This window comes from Demequina rhizosphaerae, from assembly GCF_000971255.1.
Classification (GTDB): Bacteria; Actinomycetota; Actinomycetes; order Actinomycetales; family Demequinaceae; genus Demequina; species Demequina rhizosphaerae.
Genome location: NZ_BBMC01000002.1, coordinates 541,920 through 560,044, shown reverse-complemented (window position 1 = coordinate 560,044; position 18,125 = coordinate 541,920). Strand labels below are relative to the sequence as shown.

Sequence of the window (18,125 nt, the reverse complement as noted above, 5' to 3'; positions counted from 1 at the left end):
GGAATTGACGCGCGCTTCTCCGGAATGCGAATATCGCGGTACCTCCCGTGAAAGGAAATATCGTGGCGCAGAAGGTTCAGGTCGTCCTGGTCGACGACATCGACGGTTCCACCGCCTCGGAGACCGTCTCGTTCTCCCTCGACGGCTCGTCGTACGAGGTCGACCTCAACGAGAAGAACGCCTCCGCGCTGCGCGACGCGCTCGCGCCGTGGATCTCCGCGGGCCGCCGCACGGCCTCGCGCAAGGCGAGCGCCCGCAAGTCGGCCCGCTCGTCCGGCGGCGGCGACGCCGCAGCGATCCGCGCCTGGGCGAAGGCCAACGGCGTCGAGGTCCCGGAGCGCGGCCGCATCCCGGCCAAGGTCCGTGAGGCCTACGACGCCGCACAGTGACGCTCCTCTGGGGCACCTACCCGGCGGCGGGGCTCGGCACCCCGGCGGGGCTGGGCGAGGGGATCTGGCGGTCCTCCCGACCCGATGACCCTGCGGCGGAGCAGGTCCTGGACCTGCCCGCGCCGTCCTTCCTCCTCGCGCACCCGCGCCTCCCGCTCGTCTACGCGGCCTGCGAGCTGCCCGCGAGCGAGGTCGTCGTGCTCGACGTGCTCCGCCCGGCCGCGCCGCGCATCGTCGCGCGCCTCGCGACCGGCGGCGCCGACGCGTGCCACCTGCTCCTCGGCGCCGACGCCCGCACGCTCTACGTCAGCCACTACTCGAGCGGCGACCTCGCGGTCGTCCCGCTCGGCGAGGACGGCCTGCCGGTGGACGATGCGCCGGCGCAGCTGCTGGGGCACGCGGGCTCGGGCCCGAACGAGGACCGCCAGGAGGGGCCGCACGCGCACTCGGCGCTGCTCGCTCCCGGCGGCCGGCACGTGCTCGTCGCCGACCTCGGCACCGACGAGCTCCGCCGCTACCGCCTCCTCGACGGCGGCCTGCTCGAGCCCGACGGGATCGCCGCGACGCTTCCGCCCGGCGCGGGCCCGCGCCACGTCGCGGTCCGCGGACACCTCCTCTATGTCACGTGCGAGCTCGACCACCGGCTCCGCACGCTCCGCTGGGACGACGCATCGTCCACCGCGACCGTCATCGCCGAGACGCCCTCGACGCTGGCGCTGCCGCGCAGCGCCGAGAGCCAGGACGCGCATGTCGCGCTCGTCCCGGGACACACGGGCGACGTGCTGCTCGCGAGCGTCCGCGGCGCGGACGTGATCTCCGTCTTCGACGTCGCCCCCGAGGGCGAGCTCACCTACCGGGGCGCGTTCGATGCGGGGCACTGGCCGCGGTACTTCGCGGCGATCGGCGACCGGCTGCTCGTGGGGGAGGAGCGCGGTCATCGGGTGCGGTCCTTCGCGCTCGCGGACGTCATCGGGATGCCGCCGGAGGGCGGGATCGGCGACATCGCGGAGCTTCCGTACGCGGCGGGCGAGGTGACGAGCCCGGCCTGCGTGGTCGCTTCCCATCCCTGACACTCCGAACGGAGTCGGTCCCGGTTGCGCGGCGCGTCGCGAGTGACGAGGAGCGGATCACCGGCGTGTCGCCTCGAGATCCGTTCGCACTGTCAGGGAGGGGTGGGACGTTGGCCACGCGCCGGGGACGCGGTCCCCATTAGGCTGACCGCATGACCTACACACTGATCCTGCTCCGCCACGGCGAGAGCGACTGGAACGAGAAGAACCTGTTCACGGGCTGGGTCGACGTCCCGCTGAACGACAAGGGCTGGGGCGAGGCCGTGCGCGGCGGCGAGCTCCTCAAGGAGGAGGGCATCCTCCCCGACGTCGTCCACACCTCGCTGCTGCGCCGGGCGATCATGACCGCGAACCTCGCGCTCGACTCCGCGGACCGCCACTGGATCCCCGTGAAGCGTCACTGGCGCCTCAACGAGCGCCACTACGGCGACCTCCAGGGCAAGAACAAGGCCGAGACCCTCGAGCAGTTCGGCGAGGAGAAGTTCATGATCTGGCGCCGCTCGTACGACGTGCCGCCGCCGGCCATCTCGGACGACAACCCGTACACGCAGGAGGGCGACCCGCGCTACGCCGGCGAGCCGATCCCCAAGACCGAGTGCCTCAAGGACGTCCTCGAGCGCGCCCTTCCCTACTGGGAGGAGCAGGTGGTCCCCGACCTCAAGGCCGGCAAGACCACGCTGGTCGCGGCGCACGGCAACTCGCTGCGCGCGATCGTCAAGCACCTCGACGACATCGCGGACGACGAGATCGTGGGCGTCAACATCCCCACCGGCATCCCGCTCGTCTACCACCTCGACGAGGAGACCCTGAAGCCGACCAACCCGCGCGGCACCTACCTCGACCCCGAGGCCGCCGCGGCCGCCATCCAGGCCGTCGCCAACCAGGGCAAGAAGAAGTAGCGCGTTCCGCGCGACGCCGAGGGGCCCCGACCGCGAGGTCGGGGCCCCTCGTGCGTCCGGGGGGCGGGGTCCGACGGCGGGACGATGCGGCGGCTCCGGCTCCGGCTCCGGCTCCGGCCCGCGGCCCGCGCCCCGGCACGGATGACGGACCGATGCGCCAACGGTCCGCCGTACGTGTCGGATCCCGCACGCATGACGGATCGATCCGCGTTCGATCCGCCTGGCGAGCCGGTCGCCGGGTCGCCGGGTCGCGAGGGCGCCCGTCACAGCAGAAGGCCCTGGCGCTCGTCCTGGTCCCGCCCCGGCACGCATGACGGACCGATGCGCCAACGGTCCGCCGTACGTGCCGGATCCGGCACGCATGACGGATCGATGCGCGTTCGATCCTTCTGGCGAGCCGGTCGCCGGGTCGCCCGGTCGCCGGGCGAGCCGATCACCGGGTCGCCGGGTCGCCGGGTCGCCGCGTCGCCCGGTCGCCGGAGACAGCAGAAGGGCCCCGACCAGCAGGTCGGGGCCCTTCGCGCGTCCGGACGGACGTCAGATCTTGGCGTCGTCGCCCGAGTGGTCGCCGGTGACCAGGTAGACGATGCGGCGCGAGATGCCCACGGCGTGGTCGCCGAAGCGCTCGAAGTAGCGCGCGAGGAGCGCGATGTCGAGGGTGTTCTGCGGCGATCCCGTGTAGGAGCCGTCGGTGAGGCTCTTGTAGGCCCGCTCGTGAAGCGCGTCGAGCGTGTCGTCGTCCTCGACGATCGCGGCGGCGACGTTGAGGTCGCGCGTCTCGAGCAGGCGGATGATCTCGCCGGCGGCCTCGGTCGCGGCGGCGCACATGCTCTCGATGATCTCGCGGTGCGAGTCGGGGATGGGCGACTCGGGGTACGAGCGGCGCACGTCCTTGGCGATGTGCGAGGCGAGGTCGCCCATGCGCTCGAGCGCCGCGGAGATGCGCAGCGCGGAGATGATCGTGCGCAGGTCGAGGCCGACCGGCTGCTGCTGCGCGATGAGCAGCACGCAGCGCTCGTCGACCTGCGTCTCGAGGTCGTCGAGCTGCTCGTCCTCGGCGATCACGGACTGGGCGGCCTCGAGGTTCCCGGTGAGGATGGCCTCCGACGCCTTGGTGATCGCGGTCTCGACGTGGCGCGCCATCGCGACGAGGTCCTCGGCGAGGTCCGCCATCTCGGCGTTGAACAGGGTGCGCATGACTCTCCTTGATTGCTAGCGCTCCTAGTGTGGCATCGTCCCTGGGTGAGACGCGCGATCACCCCACCCATCAGGGTGAACAACAGGTGGCGCCCGTGAACATTGGGTGAACGCCGAGGCCCATGGATACTGTGGCGCCATGAGTCCGGAGGTGTGGGTCGCGCTTGCGCTGGGGATGGCGATCGGAGCCGCCATCGTCGCCGCCGTGTCGTACTTCCGGCGCCGCGAGGTGATGCAGGAGACCACCCTGGTCCCGCATCGGACGCGCCAGCTCATGGCCGCTCTCCAGGCGGGCGCCGTCGTGATCCGCCGCGACCGGCGCAGCGCGTTCAGCAACCAGGCCGCCGCCGCGCTCGGCGTCGCGCGTCCGGACGGCGCGCTCAACACCGAGCTCGCGGACCTCGCGGAGCAGGCATGGCGCCGCGGCGAGCCGATCGAGTCCGAGATCGCGGTCCAGCGCGGCGTGCTCAAGACCCCCCGCTTCGTCCACGCGCGCGTCACGCCGATCGACGAGGAGCTGTGCCTCGCCCTCGTCAACGACAACACCGAGTCGCGCGCCGCCGAGCAGTCGCGCCGCGAGTTCGCCGTCAACGTCTCGCACGAGCTCAAGACGCCCATCGGCGCCCTCAGCCTCCTCGCGGAGACCATCGAGGAGGCGCACGACGACCCCGAGGTCGTGAGGAAGTTCGCGAAGAAGATGCGCAAGGAGGCGCGGCGCCTCACCAAGCTCATCCAGGAGATCATCGAGATCACGCGCCTCCAGTCCGGCGGCCCGGTGGTCGACCAGGAGCTGCTCCATCTCGACGGCGTGGTGCACGAGGCGGTCGAGGCCGCCAAGGTCACGGCGGACGCCAAGCAGATCCGCCTCATCACGGACATGCGCGCGCGCCCCTACGTGTACGGCGACCGCGACCTGCTCGTCATGGCCCTGCGCAACCTCGTCGACAACGCGGTCCAGTACTCGGATCCGGACACCGCCGTCACGATCTCGCTGGACGCGCGCGACGGCGTCGCGGCCGTCTCCGTCATCGACCGCGGCATCGGCATCGGCGACAAGGACCAGGAGCGCATCTTCGAGCGCTTCTACCGCGCGGACCCCGCGCGCGCCCGGGACACCGGCGGCACCGGCCTCGGCCTCAGCATCGTCAAGCACATCGCCCTGCAGCACTCCGGCTCCGTCGGCGTGTGGTCCGAGCCGGGCGTCGGCTCCACCTTCACCTTCAAGCTCGCCGTTCACCAGGAGGCATCATGACCGAGGCGCGGATCCTCGTCGTCGAGGACGAGGAGTCGTATCGCGACTCCCTGCAGTTCCTGCTCGAGAGGGAGGGCTTCGTCGTCGAGCTCGCCGCCTCGGGCACCGCGGGGCTCGACGCGTTCACGCGCGACGGAGCGGACCTCATCCTGCTCGACCTCATGCTGCCCGGCATGTCCGGACCCGAGGTCTTCAAGGCGGTGCGCGAGCGCTCGGACGTGCCGATCATCATGGTGACCGCCAAGGACGACCAGGTGGACAAGATCATCGGCCTCGAGCTCGGCGCGGACGACTACGTCACCAAGCCGTACTCGGGCCGCGAGCTCGTCGCCCGCATCCGCAGCGTGCTGCGCCGCTACGCGGGCGGCCAGCGGGACATCGTCGACGAGCCCGAGCGGCTCACGATCGCGGGGCTCACGCTCGACCCCGAGCGCCTGCAGATGACGCGGGGCGGCGAGACCCAGTCGCTGCCGCCCAAGGAGTTCGCGCTCCTCCACCTGCTCGCGCAGAACGCCGGCCGCGTGCTGCCGCGCCAGGTCATCATCGACCGGGTGTGGGGCTCCGACTACTTCGGCGACACCAAGACCCTCGACGTCCACATCAAGCGCATCCGCAGCCGCGTCGAGACGGACCCCTCCGAGCCGTCGCTCATCCAGACGGTGCGCGGGGTCGGCTACTCGTTCGAGGTCTGACCCCACCCGGGCACCCCTCCACGCGGCTGGGGCACCCCTCCACACGAGCGCCGGTCTGTGAACGTCCACATGCCATGCGGCGGGACGATGCGGGGGAGCGTGCGTGGAGAGGTCCACGGGGTGGGCGGGCGGGGACCTCGCAAACGGGACGATGCGGCCGAGACGCCGCCGCGCATCGTCACGTTTCGATAACGAGGGGCCCCGGTTCACCGGATGTTCACCCTCAGTTCAGAATCCCTCGTGCGGTCCGTTACCTCGTCTGCCTACCGTGATGGTCATCCGGCAAGAAGCCGGGCCCCGTGATCAAACGTGAGGAATTCGAAGTGAAGGCTTTCACCCGTAGCGGAGTCGTCCTGACCGCCGCCGCTCTCTCGCTGTCGCTCGCCGCCTGCTCGGCCTCCAACGAGGAGCCCGCCGGTGACACCTCGTCGGCGTCCGAGTCCACCGCCGACGCGATGATGGAGCTCTCGGGCAACCTCCAGGGCGCCGGCGCCTCGTCGCAGGAGTCCGCCATGGACGCGTGGCGCGCCGGCTTCCAGGCTGCCAACGCCGACGTCACCGTCGGCTACGACCCGGTCGGCTCGGGCGGCGGTATCGAGCAGTTCCTCGCGGGCGCCGTGCCGTTCGCCGGCTCCGACGGTCTGCTCGACGAGTCGGAGTACGCGACCGCGGTCGAGCGCTGCGACGGCGACGGTGGCGCGTACCACCTCCCGATGTACATCTCGCCGGTCGCCGTGATCTTCAACCTCGAGGGTGTCGACTCGATCAACCTCGACGCCGAGACCATCGCGAACATCTTCGACGGCAACATCACGACGTGGGACGACGACGCCATCGCGTCGCAGAACGAGGGCGTCGAGCTCCCGTCGACCAACATCACCGTCGTGTACCGCTCGGACTCGTCCGGCACCTCGGACAACTTCACCGACTACCTCGAGCAGGCGTCGAACGGCGCGTGGCCGTACGAGGCCACCAAGGAGTTCTCGACCGCCGCCGACCAGTCGGTCGGTGCGGACGGCACCTCGGCCGTTGTCGACACCGTCACCTCGACCAACGGCGCGATCGGCTACGCCGACGCCTCGCGTGCGGGCTCGCTCGGCACCGTCGCGCTCAAGGTGGGCGAGGAGTACGTGCCCTACTCGGCCGAGGCCGCCGCGAACATCATCGCCGCGTCGCCGCTGTCCGACTCCGCCAACGGTGAGAACGACCTCGCGTACGCGATCGACCGCACCACGACCGACTCGTCGGCCTACCCGCTCACCCTCGTCTCGTACCACATCGTCTGCTCGCAGTACGACGACGAGACCGAGCGTGCGCTCGTCACCGCCTTCGAGAAGTACGTCGCCTCGGACGAGGGCCAGGCCGCTGCCGCCTCGGCCGCCGGTTCGGCGCCGCTGACCTCGGAGCTCTCCGCTCAGGTCGAGTCGATCCTCGACGAGATCGCCGCGGGCTGACCGCGCAGCAGTGCCTAGAGGTGGTGGGCCCGCCCTCGACGGGTGGGCCCACCACCTTGCCCATTACGATGGGCGACAACCAAGGGAGACCCGCGAGTGACCACCACCCAGCAGTCGCCAGAGACTGAACCCGCGAGCGATTACGGCACCCATCCGGGCGCCGCCGCGAACCGCTTCTTCAAGTGGCTGTCGACCGGCGCCGGCCTGCTCATCCTCATCACCCTCGCCGCGGTCGCGACCTTCCTCCTCGAGGAGGCGTGGCCCGCGATCTCGCTCTCGGCCGCCGAGCTGGGCGACAAGGTCTCCTTCATCAAGCCGGAGGACGGCCAGAGCCTCCTCGAGATCGTCGGCTTCCTGGTCTACGGCACGGTGCTGATCTCGGTGATCGCCCTGCTGCTGGCCACGCCGGTCTCCATCGGCATCGCGCTCTTCATCTCGCACTTCGCCCCGCGCCGCCTCGCGCAGGGCCTGGGCTACCTCATCGACCTGCTCGCCGCGGTCCCGTCGGTCGTCTACGGCCTCTGGGGCGTCGCGGTCCTCGTGCCCTTCCTGCAGCCCTTCTACCAATGGCTCGCCGACTACTTCGGATGGATCCCGATCTTCGCGCCGCCGCAGTCGGGTGAGGTCTTCACCGGCCGCGTGGCGCTCTCCGCGGGCATCGTGCTCGCGATCATGGTGATCCCGATCATCTCCGCCGTCTCGCGCGAGGTCTTCCTCCAGACGCCCAAGCTGCACGAGGAGGCCGCGCTCGCGATGGGCGCGACGCGCTGGGAGATGATCCGCATGGCGGTCTTCCCGTTCGGCCGCTCCGGCATGATCGGCGCGACGATGCTCGGCCTGGGCCGCGCGCTCGGCGAGACGATGGCCGTGCTGATGATCATCAGCCCCGGACTCACGTTCTCGCCGTACATCCTGCAGCCGAACCAGCACAACACCATCGCCGCATACATCGCGCTGCAGTTCCCCGAGGCCAACGCCCTCGGCGTGAACTCGCTCATCGCGATGGGCCTCGCGCTGTTCGTGATCACCCTGCTCGTCAACATGCTCGCGCGCTGGGTCGTGTCCCGCCGCAGCGAATTCTCGGGAGCGAACTGATGTCGACCTCCACCACGCTCTCGCCCCTCGGGGGGATCTCGCGGTCGCGCCGGATCAAGAACGCCGGCATGACCGGCATCATCTACGTCGCGTTCGCGCTCGCCGTCGTCCCGCTGATCTGGCTCGCCGTCACGGTGATCGTCAACGGCATCGACATCTTCTTCATCTCGAACGCGGACGGCCTGGACGCCGGCTTCAACCTCGAGTTCCTCCAGCAGAGCATGCGCGGCGTGTTCGGCTCCGAGGCGCCGTACGGCGGCATCCTGCACGCGATCTGGGGCACCGTCCTCATGACGCTCGCCGCCACGATCATCTCGGTCCCCATCGGCCTGCTCACCTCGATCTACCTGGTCGAGTACGGCACCGGCATGCTCAAGCGCGCGATCACCTTCTTCGTCGACGTCATGACGGGCATCCCGTCGATCGTCGCGGGTCTGTTCGCCTACTCGCTGTTCGCGATCATCATGGGGCCGGGCACCAAGCTCGGCATCGTCGGCGCGGTCGCGCTGTCCGTGCTCATGATCCCCGTCGTGGTGCGCTCCTCCGAGGAGATGCTGCGCCTCGTGCCCAACGAGCTGCGCGAGGCCTCGTACGCGCTCGGCGTGCCGAAGTGGCTGACCGTCATCAAGGTGGTCGTCCGCACGGCGATCGCCGGCATCACCACGGGCGTGACCCTCGCGATCGCCCGCGTCATCGGTGAGACGGCGCCGCTGCTCGTCGCGGTCGGCGTCACGGACTCGATGAACTTCAACCTCTTCGACGGCCGCATGATGTCGCTGCCGGTGTTCATCATCTCGGAGTACGAGAAGGGCGCCCTGCCCTGCGCGACCGAGACCTGCATCGGCGAGATCACCCAGTACCGCGCCTGGGGCGCCGCGCTGGTCCTCATCCTCATCGTCATGGCGCTGAACCTCATCGCGCGCCTCATCGCTCGCTACTTCTCCCCCAAGACCGGCCGCTAGCCAGAACCGGAGCACCTGTGTCCAAGCGCATCGACGTCAACAACCTGAACGTCTACTACTCCAACTTCCTCGCGGTCGAGGACGTCTCGCTGTCGATCGAGCCCAAGTCCGTCACGGCGTTCATCGGCCCGTCGGGCTGCGGCAAGTCCACCTTCCTCCGCACGCTCAACCGCATGCACGAGGTCATCCCCGGCGCCCGCGTCGAGGGCGAGGTCCTCATGGACGGCGTCAACCTCTACGCCGACAGCGTCGATCCCGTGACGGTCCGCCGCCACGTCGGCATGGTCTTCCAGCGCCCCAACCCGTTCCCCACGATGTCCATCGCGGAGAACGTCCTCGCGGGCGTGAAGCTCAACAACAAGCGCATCTCGCGCGCCGACGCCGACGACCTCGTCGAGGCCTCGCTCCGCGGCGCCAACCTGTGGGAGGAGGTCAAGGACCGCCTCGACAAGCCGGGCTCCTCGCTCTCCGGCGGCCAGCAGCAGCGTCTGTGCATCGCCCGCGCGATCGCGATCAAGCCCGACGTGCTCCTCATGGACGAGCCCTGCTCGGCGCTCGACCCGATCTCGACGCTCGCGATCGAGGACCTCATCCAGGAGCTCAAGAACGACTACACGATCGTCATCGTGACCCACAACATGCAGCAGGCCGCGCGCGTGTCCGACCGCACCGCGTTCTTCAACATCGCGGGCACCGGCAAGCCGGGCAAGCTCATCGAGATGAACGACACCCCGACGATGTTCTCGACGCCGTCGGAGAAGGCCACCGAGGACTACATCTCGGGCCGCTTCGGTTGATCCTCCGGGGTACCTCCCGACACAGAAGCGGGGCCGATGCGTGTGCATCGGCCCCGCTTCTGTGCATCAGTCCCGGTGGCGGACGATGCGGCGATTCAGTTGTGTGGAGAGGTGCACCGCTCGCGTGGAGGGGCGCACCGCGGCGGGCTGGCTAGAGCGACTCGAGCTCGACCGCGTACTCGGGGAGCGTGCCGTCGAGCACCGGGACGAACTCGGCGACCTGGCCGGCCTCGTCCGTCTGGATGGTGATCTCCTGGAGCGAGCCGGGCGCGGCGGTCGAGGTGCCGGTGATGTGCGCCTCGCCCTCCTCGCCGCCCAGCTTGACGACCGTGCCGGCGGGGACGTCGACCGTGACGATCCCGGCGCCGTCGATCGACGCGGCGACCTGCACGTCCTCGTCGCCCGAGTTGTAGAACGAGCCGATGAGCACCGCGGGGGAGTCGACCGCCTCGGTGATGACGATGAGGTTGAGGCCCGTCACGTCGCCGAACTCGATGCTCATGCCGTCGGAGGCGTCGTACGCGTCCTGCGTGGTGATGGGGTTGACGGCGGAGCAGCCGGCGGCCACGAGGGCGAGCGCGGCGAGCGGGAGCAGGCGAACGGGGTGCTTCACGGCGGGGACCTTTCCGGGGTGACGTCACTGGAAGGATAGTGGCTCGCCGTGACGACCGGCCACCGTGCGCGGAGCGTCCCGTGGCGGCTCGTCCTGCGGCTCCTCCTGCGCCTCGCGCCGTGGCCCCTCGCCGCCTTTTGTGTCACTTGGTGCCGGCAAAACGCCCAGAAGAGGACCAACGGCCCGCTGCCAGGGAGGATGCGCCTGTTATTGGGGAAATGCCAAATGGTAGAATGGAACTCCGTCGAGAAGGGGATTACTCCACCATGAACTTCGTCGTTGGCGAGACCGTCGTCTACCCCCACCATGGGGCGGCCCAGATCCAGGACATCAAGAAGCGCATCATCCGGGGTGAGGAGAAGACCTACCTCAAGCTCAAGGTAGCGCAGGGTGACCTGACCATCGAGGTGCCGGCCGAGAACGTCGACCTGGTGGGAGTCCGCGACGTCGTCGACCAGGCGGGTCTCGAGAAGGTGTTCGGCGTCCTGCGCGAGCCCTACATCGAGGAGCCCACCAACTGGTCGCGCCGCTACAAGGCCAACGTCGAGAAGCTCGCCTCGGGCGACGTCATCCGCGTGGCCGAGGTCGTCCGCGACCTGTCGCGCCGCGACACCGACAAGGGCCTCTCGGCCGGCGAGAAGCGCATGCTGCACAAGGCGCGCCAGATCCTCGTCTCGGAGCTCGCGCTCGCCGAGAAGTGCGACGAGGAGGCCGCCGAGGCCCGTCTCGACGAGGTCCTCGCCTCGTGACCGTCGCGGCCGTCGTCACGGCCGCCGGCTACGGGACCCGGCTCGGGTCCGACCTTCCCAAGGCGCTCGTCGCCGTGGCGGGCGAACCGCTCGTCACGCACGCCGTGCGCCGCATCGCGCGCGTCGCCACCCAGGTGGTGGTGACCGCGCCCCCCACCCATCTGGACGCGTTCGCGCGCGCCCTCGACGGCCTGGACGCGCGCATCGTCCCCGGCGCCGGCACCCGGCAGGAGTCGGTCAACGCGGGCCTCGCCGCGCTCGACCTCGCGCCGGCGGACGTCGTGCTCGTGCACGACGCGGCCCGCGCCTTCCAGCCCGTCGCCGCCATGCGCGCGGTGGTCGCCGCCATCGAGGAGGGCGCGGACGGCGCGATCCCGGTGGTGCCGGTGGTCGACACGCTCGTGACCGCGCCCGCGCCCGACGGCGCGCTCGGCGACCCGGTCGACCGCACGCTGTTCCGGGCGGTCCAGACGCCGCAGGCCTTCCGCGCCGCGGTGCTGCTGGATGCGCACGCGCGCGGCGGCTCGTCCGCGACGGACGACGCCACGCTGGCCCGCGCGCTCGGCTACCGCGTGGTCGCGACCGAGGGCCACGAGCGGGGCGTCAAGATCACGCATGCGGGCGACCTCGCGCTCGCCGAGCACATCGCGGCGCTGTCCGCGGAAGAGGAGAAGGTGTGAACCTGCCCCGCACCGGGATCGGCGTCGACGTCCACGCGTTCGGCGGCTCGCGCCCGTTGATGGTCGCGGGCCTCGAGTGGCCGGGGGAGCCCGGGCTCGAGGGCCACTCGGACGCCGACGTGGCCGCGCATGCGGCCTGCGACGCGCTGCTGTCGGCGGCGGGGCTGGGCGACCTGGGCTCGAACTTCGGCACCTCGCGACCCGAGTGGGCCGGCGCCGCGGGCGTCGCGCTGCTCGCGGAGAGCGCGCGGCTGGTCCGGTCCGCAGGGTTCGAGATCGGGAACGTGGCGGTGCAGGTGATCGGCAACCGTCCCAAGCTCGCGCCGCGCCGCGCCGAGGCCGAGGCCGCGCTGTCCGAGGCGTGCGGCGCCCCCGTCACCGTCGCGGGCACCACCACGGACGGCCTGGGCCTCACCGGCAGGGGAGAGGGCGTGGCGGCGATCGCCACCGCGCTCATCGTCCGGGCCTGACCCGCCGCCCAGCCACCGGCCCGCCCGCCGGCCGCCGGGGCCACCGCATCGTGCCTGCGCATGCGGGACCGGTAGCCTGGGCGCGTGACCCTCCGCCTGTACGACACCGCCACGCGCACCGAGCGCGAGTTCCAGCCCCTGACCCCGGGCAAGGCGAGCATCTACCTGTGCGGACCCACGGTGCAGAGCGCGCCGCACGTGGGCCACCTGCGCAGCGCCGTCGCGTTCGACGTGCTGCAGCGCTGGCTCGAGCGGTCCGGCTACCAGGTGACCCTCGTGCGCAACGTCACCGACATCGACGACAAGACCCTGGTCAAGGCCGCCGAGGCCGGCTGGGAGTGGTGGGCGTGGGCGCTGCGCTACGAGCGCGAGTTCCAGGCCGCGTACGCCGCGGTGGGCGTCAGGCCGCCCGCCGCCGAGCCCCGCGCGACCGGCCACATCCCCGAGATCCTCGCGATGATCGAGCGGCTCATCGACAACGGCCACGCGTACGAGCAGGGCGGCTCCGTCTACTTCGACGTGCGCTCGTTCCCCGGCTACGGCTCGCTCACGCGCCAGGCGCTCGACGACCTCTCTCCCGCGCAGGACTCCCCGATCGAGAGCAAGCGCGACGTCCACGACTTCGCGCTGTGGAAGGCGACCAAGGCCGACGAGCCGGAGACGGCCTCGTGGGACTCGCCGTGGGGGCGCGGCCGCCCGGGCTGGCACATCGAGTGCTCGGCGATGGCGCAGCGCTACCTGGGCGACTCGTTCGACATCCACGGCGGCGGGCTCGACCTGCGCTTCCCGCACCACGAGAACGAGCAGGCCCAGTCGCACGCCGCGGGCTACGGCTTCGCGAAGCTGTGGATGCACTCGGCGTGGGTGACCCAGTCGGGCGCGAAGATGTCGAAGTCGCTGGGCAACGGGCTGCTCGTGTCCGAGGTGCTCGCGCAGCACGAGCCCGCCGCGCTGCGCCTCGCGCTGGCCGCGGTGCACTACCGCTCGATGCTCGAGTACTCGACCTCCACCCTCGACGAGGCGACTGCCCAGTGGGGCCGCTTCCAGGGCTTCGTCACGCGCGCGTCGGAGAAGGTGGGCGCGCCGTCCGCGGCGGAGGTCTCGGCCGCCGAGCTGCCCGCCGCGTTCGTCGAGGCGATGGACGACGACCTCGGGGTGCCGCGCGCGCTCGCGGTCATCCACGAGACGGTGCGCGCCGGCAACGCGGCGCTCACCGCGGGCGACGACCAGGCGGCCGCGGCCACGCTGCTCGCCGCCCGGGCGATGCTCGACGTGCTCGGCCTCGACCCGGCCGCGCCCGAGTGGGCGACCGAGAAGGCGGGCGCCTCGACCGCGGCGATGGCCGCGCTCGACTTCCTCGTCAAGGCGGACATCGAGGCCCGTGCCACCGCGCGTGCCGACAAGGACTGGGCGACCGCCGATGCGATCCGCGACCGCCTCGCCGGCGCGGGGATCGTCATCGCGGATGCGGCCGACGGCGCGCGCTGGTCGCTCGCCAGCGAGGCCTGACCCGCCTCCACCTGACAGTCCCCACGGATTCGGCGGCGACATGCCGAGCCGAACCGGCGAACGGGGCCGACACGCCGCATCGTCCCCTCGAAATCCGTTGGCACTGTCAGGACGGGTTCAGGGGAGGCTCGCGCCCCGCGCGCCGTTTACCCTTGTAGGCATGGCTGGTAACTCGAAGCGCCGTGGCGCGACCCGCAACGCGGGATCCAAGAAGGGCGCGTCCGTCGGCACGGGCGGCCACGGTCGCAAGGCGCTCGAGGGCAAGGGCCCGACCCCCAAGGCGGAGGACCGGCCCAACCACAAGGCCTACAAGGCGAAGGTGCGCGCCGAGAAGGACGCCGCCAAGCGCCCGCAGAAGGCCGTCAAGGCGACCCCGCGCGACCGCACGTCTGCCGCGTCGGACCTCGTGGTCGGCCGCAACAGCGTGCTCGAGGCCCTCCGCGAGGGCATGAAGGCCACGCAGCTGAGCGTCTTCAACCGCATCGACGCCGACGACCGCGTCACCGAGATCGTCTCGCTCGCCGTCGAGCAGGGCCTCACGGTCCGCGAGGTCACCAAGGCGACGCTCGACACGATCTCCGACGGCTCGCCCCACCAGGGCGTCGCGCTCGAGGTGCCGCCGTACGAGTACGCGCACCCGCAGGACCTGCTCGAGGCCCCGTCGCCGTTGCGCATCGTCGCCCTCGACGGCATCCAGGACCCGCGTAACCTCGGCGCGATCGTGCGCTCGGCGGCCGCCTTCGGCGCGTCCGGCGCGCTCATCCCCGAGCGCCGTGCCGCGGGCATGACGGTTGCCGCGTGGAAGGTGTCCGCGGGCGCCGCGTCGCGCCTGCCCGTCGCGCGCGCGACCAACATGGTCCGCACGCTCGAGGACTACAAGAAGGCCGGCTGCTTCGTGCTCGGCCTCGCGGGCGACGGTGAGGTCGACCTGCACGAGTCGAGCCTGCTCGACGGGCCGCTCGTCATCGTGGTCGGCGCCGAGGGCCAAGGCCTGTCGCGCCTCGTGCGCGAGACGTGCGACCAGGTGGTGTCGATCCCGATCGCCGCGAGCACCGAGAGCCTCAACGCGTCCGTCGCGGCCTCGATCGCGCTCTACGAGGCCAGCAAGGCGGTCTGAACCCGGGCGCCTCGACACGAGGCCCGGGGCCCTCTCCACACCGGACGATGCGCCGGGCGCCCGGTCCGGGCATGTGCCCGTTCACATCGGGCGTCCTGTGTGGAGGAGTGCCTCACCTGCGTGGAGAGGTCCCCGGCGGCGCCCGGTCCTAGAAGCCGGCCTCCTCCGACGCGGCGGCCTCGTCCTCCTCGGCCTCGGCCGCATCGGCCGCGCGCTGGTGGCGCTCATCGATCTCGCCCGACAGCGGCGAGCGCTCGGGCGCAGGGACGCGGGTGGTGGCGCGGCGCACGGTCGGCGGCGGCTCGGTGCCCGGCTCGGGCGCCGGCACCTCGCCCCACGCGTACGTGTTGTCGTTCTCGAACGGGTCGCGGGTCTCGAACTCGGTGCCCACCTCGTCGGTGAGGGCCGGCAGCTCCGCGGTCATCTCCGCGAGCGAGCGGCCCAGCACCGCGCGCTCGTCGGGGCGCAGCGGCAGCACGTGCTTGACGTACGACGCCGTGGCGACCGGCATGGGGACGTCCTTGCCCGCGGACTCTGCGAGGTACCAGCGGTGGTCGAGGACCTCGTGGAACACCTGCGCCGGCTCGAGCTTGCCGCGCAGGTCGCGCGGGACGGCCCGGACCGTCGGCTCGAAGATCGAGGTGAGCCACTCGTGGGCCGCGAAGGCCTCGTCGTCGTGGCCGCCCGAGCGGACGGCGCGGAACTCGTCGAGGTCGTTGAGCAGGCGGCGCGCCTGGTTCTCCTGCACGTCGAGGCCGGTGAGGCGCATGAGGCGCCGCGAGTGGAAGCCCGCGTCCACGACCTTCGGCCGGATGCGCAGGCCCTGGCCGTCGGGCGTCGACAGCATGTCGAGCTCGCCCACGTCGAAGCCGAGCTCGTTGAGCTCGCGCACGCGCTCCGCGACCTTGAACGGCACGTTGGCGGCGAAGGTCTCGGTCTCCGTGAGCGCGGCCCACAGCTTCCCGTACTTCGACTCGAGCCGCTCGCCGATCGCGAACGGGTCGATGCCCTCATCGAGGTCCTCGTTCGCCTGGAGGTCGAGGATCTCGCCGATGATGTTGGTGGTCGCGATCTCGAGGTCGTACGACCGCTGCCCGTCGGTGAGGGTCTCGTGGAGGTCGCCGGTCTCCGCGTCCACGAGGTAGGCCGAGAACTCGGACGCGTCGCGGCGGAACAGCGCGTTCGACAGCGACACGTCGCCCCAGTAGAAGCCGTTGAGGTGCAGTCGGACCAGCAGCACGGACAGCGCGTCGATGAGCCGGTTGAGCGTGCCCTTGCGCAGCGCCGTCGAGAACAGCGCGCGGTACGGCAGCGAGAACGCGAGGTGCTCGGTGACGAGCGCCGCCGACAGCTCCTCGCCGGTGGGCGTGAAGCGGCGCGTCACCACCGCGACCGCGTGCACGCACGGCGTCTCCATGCGCTCGAGCTCGCGCAGCATCTGGAACTCGCGGTACGCGATCTCGCGGTTGGTCTCCTTGACGGCGAGGACGTTGCCTCCGTGACGGACGAACCTCACGACGTGGCGGGACAGGCCGCGCGGCAGGGCGGCGATGCGGTCCTCGGGCCAGGCGGAGAGCGGGATGTCCCACGGGAGCTCCATCAGCGCCGGGTCGGCGGCTCCGGTGATGTGCGGCATGGGACCAGCGTAACGACGCGCGGCCGGGACCCCGCGAACCGCGCGACAGCGCGCACGGAGTTCGCAGGGACGATGCGGCGTGTCCGTGGGGATCGCGGGCGACACGCCGGCGGACCGGGACCGGCTCCGTGCGGACTGTCCGGGCGGGGGAGGGGAGGAACGCCGAAGGGGGCGGCCCCGGCGCGAACCGGGACCGCCCCCTTCGGGAAGCGGTGAGGCTTACTTCGCGAGCGTGCGCGACGCGTCGGTCTGGACCGCGTGCGTCGAGATGCGCTGCTGCGTGGCGGCCGAGAAGACGTGCTGCTCGCCCGGGCGGATGGAGACCCAGATGGTGTCGCCCTTCGAGGGGACGTCACGCGGGTCGACACGGACGATGCCCTCGCCGGAGCCGCCCACCGTGACCTCGGAGGCCGTGGCCAGCGGGGTCGGGAGGGTGCCGTAGACGAACGCGTCCGAGCCGAGCTCCTCGACGACGTTGACCTCGACCGGGAACGCGCCGGGCGTGTTCGGGGCGACGCGGTCGAGCGACTCCGGGCGGAAGCCCAGGATGACGTCGCCCTTGTCGTCGGCGGTCATGTTGGCGACGGTGTCGCGCTCGAGCTGCACCTTCGAGTCGCCGACGAGCGCGTAGCCGTCCTCGACGCGGAAGGTCGACAGGTTCATGGCCGGCGAGCCGATGAAGCCCGCGACGAACACGTTCTGCGGGGTGTCGTACATCTCGCGCGGCGTGCCGACCTGCTGGAGGAGGCCGTCCTTGAGGACCGCGATGCGGTCACCCATGGTGAGGGCCTCGACCTGGTCGTGGGTCACGTAGACGGTGGTGGTGCCCAGGCGACGCTGCAGCGCGGCGATCTGCGTACGCGTCTGGACGCGGAGCTTGGCGTCGAGGTTCGACAGCGGCTCGTCCATGAGGAACACCTGCGGCTGGCGGACGATCGCACGACCCATGGCGACACGCTGACGCTGACCACCCGAGAGGGCCTTCGGCTTGCGGTCGAGGTACTCGGTGAGGTCGAGGATCTTGGCGGCGGCCTCGACGCGCTCGCGGATCGTGGCCTTGTCGACCTTGGCGATCTTGAGCGCGAAGCCCATGTTGTCCGCGACGGTCATGTGCGGGTACAGCGCGTAGGACTGGAACACCATCGCGATGTCGCGGTCCTTGGGCTGGACGTGCGTGACGTCGCGGTCGCCCACGAAGATCGCACCCTTGTCGACGTCCTCGAGGCCCGCGAGCATGCGGAGCGAGGTGGACTTTCCGCAACCGGAGGGGCCGACGAGAACGAGGAACTCGCCGTCGGCGATCTGCAGGTCGAGCTGGTCGACTGCGGGGCGCTCGGTGCCGGGGTAGATCCTCGACGCCTTGTCATAAGTAACGGTGGCCATGGCCAGTATTTCCCTTCACCGGCAGGTACGTGCCGGACGATCCGTTGTGAAGAGTGCCGCTGTGGTGTCCACTTTGACACTTGCCGGGTTCCTCCCGGCCCGCCCATACTCTCACACCCCGACCGGGACCTGGGACCCCCTCCCGCGGCGGCCCTGCCGCA

17 protein-coding genes and 1 pseudogene are annotated in these 18,125 nt (G+C 71.1%); 14 read left to right on the top strand and 4 right to left on the bottom strand.

Going from position 1 to position 18,125, the window contains the following annotated elements:
- Positions 1-62 precede the first annotated feature (62 nt).
- The 3 genes from AOM07_RS02755 to AOM07_RS02745 all read left to right on the top strand — a co-directional run bounded on the left by AOM07_RS02755 (position 63) and on the right by AOM07_RS02745 (position 2,358).
- The gene (locus AOM07_RS02755; RefSeq protein WP_062311159.1) at positions 63-389 is read left to right on the top strand and encodes a histone-like nucleoid-structuring protein Lsr2; all 327 of its coding nucleotides are present in this window, start codon (positions 63-65) and stop codon (positions 387-389) included.
- On the top strand, positions 386-1,459 hold the full coding sequence (locus AOM07_RS02750; RefSeq protein WP_062311157.1) for a lactonase family protein: 1,074 nt from the start codon (positions 386-388) through the stop codon (positions 1,457-1,459). Before AOM07_RS02755 ends, AOM07_RS02750 begins: the two co-directional genes overlap by 4 nt.
- Before the next feature lie 152 nt (positions 1,460-1,611).
- Positions 1,612-2,358, top strand: coding sequence for a phosphoglyceromutase (locus AOM07_RS02745; protein ID WP_062311155.1), 747 nt, complete (start codon positions 1,612-1,614; stop codon positions 2,356-2,358).
- A 537-nt stretch (positions 2,359-2,895) separates the two neighbouring features.
- Here the strand turns inward: AOM07_RS02745 and phoU are convergent.
- On the bottom strand, positions 2,896-3,555 hold the full coding sequence (gene phoU / locus AOM07_RS02740) for a phosphate signaling complex protein PhoU (RefSeq protein WP_062311153.1): 660 nt from the start codon (positions 3,553-3,555) through the stop codon (positions 2,896-2,898).
- A gap of 139 nt (positions 3,556-3,694) precedes the next feature.
- Between phoU and AOM07_RS02735 the strand changes: the two genes are divergently transcribed.
- The 6 genes from AOM07_RS02735 (at position 3,695) to pstB (ending at position 9,807) form a co-directional block, all read left to right on the top strand.
- Positions 3,695-4,807, top strand: a complete 1,113-nt coding sequence (locus tag AOM07_RS02735; protein ID WP_062311151.1) for a sensor histidine kinase — start codon at positions 3,695-3,697, stop codon at positions 4,805-4,807.
- Positions 4,804-5,499, top strand: a complete 696-nt coding sequence (locus tag AOM07_RS02730) for a response regulator (protein WP_062311149.1) — start codon at positions 4,804-4,806, stop codon at positions 5,497-5,499. Before AOM07_RS02735 ends, AOM07_RS02730 begins: the two co-directional genes overlap by 4 nt.
- A gap of 323 nt (positions 5,500-5,822) precedes the next feature.
- The gene (locus AOM07_RS02725; protein WP_062311147.1) at positions 5,823-6,953 is read left to right on the top strand and encodes a phosphate ABC transporter substrate-binding protein PstS; all 1,131 of its coding nucleotides are present in this window, start codon (positions 5,823-5,825) and stop codon (positions 6,951-6,953) included.
- A 96-nt stretch (positions 6,954-7,049) separates the two neighbouring features.
- Positions 7,050-8,048 carry a phosphate ABC transporter permease subunit PstC gene (gene pstC / locus AOM07_RS02720; RefSeq protein ID WP_062311145.1) on the top strand — a complete coding sequence of 333 codons (999 nt, stop codon included), beginning with the start codon at positions 7,050-7,052 and terminating at the stop codon, positions 8,046-8,048.
- Positions 8,048-9,010 (top strand): phosphate ABC transporter permease PstA, encoded by a 963-nt coding sequence (gene pstA / locus AOM07_RS02715; RefSeq protein WP_062311142.1) that lies wholly within the window; start codon positions 8,048-8,050, stop codon positions 9,008-9,010. Before pstC ends, pstA begins: the two co-directional genes overlap by 1 nt.
- A 17-nt stretch (positions 9,011-9,027) precedes the next feature.
- On the top strand, positions 9,028-9,807 hold the full coding sequence (gene pstB, locus AOM07_RS02710) for a phosphate ABC transporter ATP-binding protein PstB (protein ID WP_062311140.1): 780 nt from the start codon (positions 9,028-9,030) through the stop codon (positions 9,805-9,807).
- Between the two features lie 151 nt (positions 9,808-9,958).
- Here the strand turns inward: pstB and AOM07_RS02705 are convergent, their stop codons facing one another.
- Positions 9,959-10,420 carry a hypothetical protein gene (locus tag AOM07_RS02705; protein WP_062311138.1) on the bottom strand — a complete coding sequence of 154 codons (462 nt, stop codon included), beginning with the start codon at positions 10,418-10,420 and terminating at the stop codon, positions 9,959-9,961.
- Between the two features lie 266 nt (positions 10,421-10,686).
- Between AOM07_RS02705 and AOM07_RS02700 the strand changes: the two genes are divergently transcribed.
- The 5 genes from AOM07_RS02700 (at position 10,687) to rlmB (ending at position 14,945) form a co-directional block, all read left to right on the top strand.
- Positions 10,687-11,169, top strand: coding sequence for a CarD family transcriptional regulator (locus tag AOM07_RS02700; protein ID WP_062296348.1), 483 nt, complete (start codon positions 10,687-10,689; stop codon positions 11,167-11,169).
- The gene (locus AOM07_RS02695; protein ID WP_062311136.1) at positions 11,166-11,849 is read left to right on the top strand and encodes an IspD/TarI family cytidylyltransferase; all 684 of its coding nucleotides are present in this window, start codon (positions 11,166-11,168) and stop codon (positions 11,847-11,849) included. Before AOM07_RS02700 ends, AOM07_RS02695 begins: the two co-directional genes overlap by 4 nt.
- Positions 11,846-12,319, top strand: coding sequence for a 2-C-methyl-D-erythritol 2,4-cyclodiphosphate synthase (ispF, locus tag AOM07_RS02690; protein WP_062311134.1), 474 nt, complete (start codon positions 11,846-11,848; stop codon positions 12,317-12,319). The genes AOM07_RS02695 and ispF overlap by 4 nt, the downstream gene beginning before the upstream one ends.
- Before the next feature lie 84 nt (positions 12,320-12,403).
- Positions 12,404-13,828 (top strand): cysteine--tRNA ligase, encoded by a 1,425-nt coding sequence (gene cysS, locus AOM07_RS02685; RefSeq protein ID WP_062311132.1) that lies wholly within the window; start codon positions 12,404-12,406, stop codon positions 13,826-13,828.
- A gap of 160 nt (positions 13,829-13,988) precedes the next feature.
- Positions 13,989-14,945, top strand: a complete 957-nt coding sequence (gene rlmB / locus AOM07_RS02680; RefSeq protein ID WP_062311130.1) for a 23S rRNA (guanosine(2251)-2'-O)-methyltransferase RlmB — start codon at positions 13,989-13,991, stop codon at positions 14,943-14,945.
- A gap of 415 nt (positions 14,946-15,360) precedes the next feature.
- Here the strand turns inward: rlmB and AOM07_RS02675 are convergent.
- Together AOM07_RS02675 and AOM07_RS02670 are read right to left on the bottom strand one after the other, a co-directional pair.
- Positions 15,361-16,581 (bottom strand): annotated as a pseudogene (locus AOM07_RS02675) (DUF4032 domain-containing protein); the annotation flags it as partial.
- Positions 16,582-16,800: 219 nt separating this feature from the next.
- Positions 16,801-17,964: an ABC transporter ATP-binding protein gene (locus tag AOM07_RS02670; protein WP_062311128.1), complete on the bottom strand. Its 1,164-nt coding sequence runs from the start codon at positions 17,962-17,964 to the stop codon at positions 16,801-16,803.
- Positions 17,965-18,125 lie beyond the last annotated feature (161 nt).

Excerpts from the sequence above, each read along its gene's own strand:
- AOM07_RS02745 (WP_062311155.1), top strand. The coding sequence starts at position 1,612 with ATGACCTACACACTGATCCTGCTCCGCCACGGCGAGAGCGACTGGAAC.
- phoU (WP_062311153.1), bottom strand. The coding sequence starts at position 3,555 with ATGCGCACCCTGTTCAACGCCGAGATGGCGGACCTCGCCGAGGACCTC.
- AOM07_RS02735 (WP_062311151.1), top strand. The coding sequence starts at position 3,695 with ATGAGTCCGGAGGTGTGGGTCGCGCTTGCGCTGGGGATGGCGATCGGA.
- AOM07_RS02730 (WP_062311149.1), top strand. The coding sequence starts at position 4,804 with ATGACCGAGGCGCGGATCCTCGTCGTCGAGGACGAGGAGTCGTATCGC.
- pstA (WP_062311142.1), top strand. The coding sequence starts at position 8,048 with ATGTCGACCTCCACCACGCTCTCGCCCCTCGGGGGGATCTCGCGGTCG.
- AOM07_RS02700 (WP_062296348.1), top strand. The coding sequence starts at position 10,687 with ATGAACTTCGTCGTTGGCGAGACCGTCGTCTACCCCCACCATGGGGCG.
- rlmB (WP_062311130.1), top strand. The coding sequence starts at position 13,989 with ATGGCTGGTAACTCGAAGCGCCGTGGCGCGACCCGCAACGCGGGATCC.
- AOM07_RS02670 (WP_062311128.1), bottom strand. The coding sequence starts at position 17,964 with ATGGCCACCGTTACTTATGACAAGGCGTCGAGGATCTACCCCGGCACC.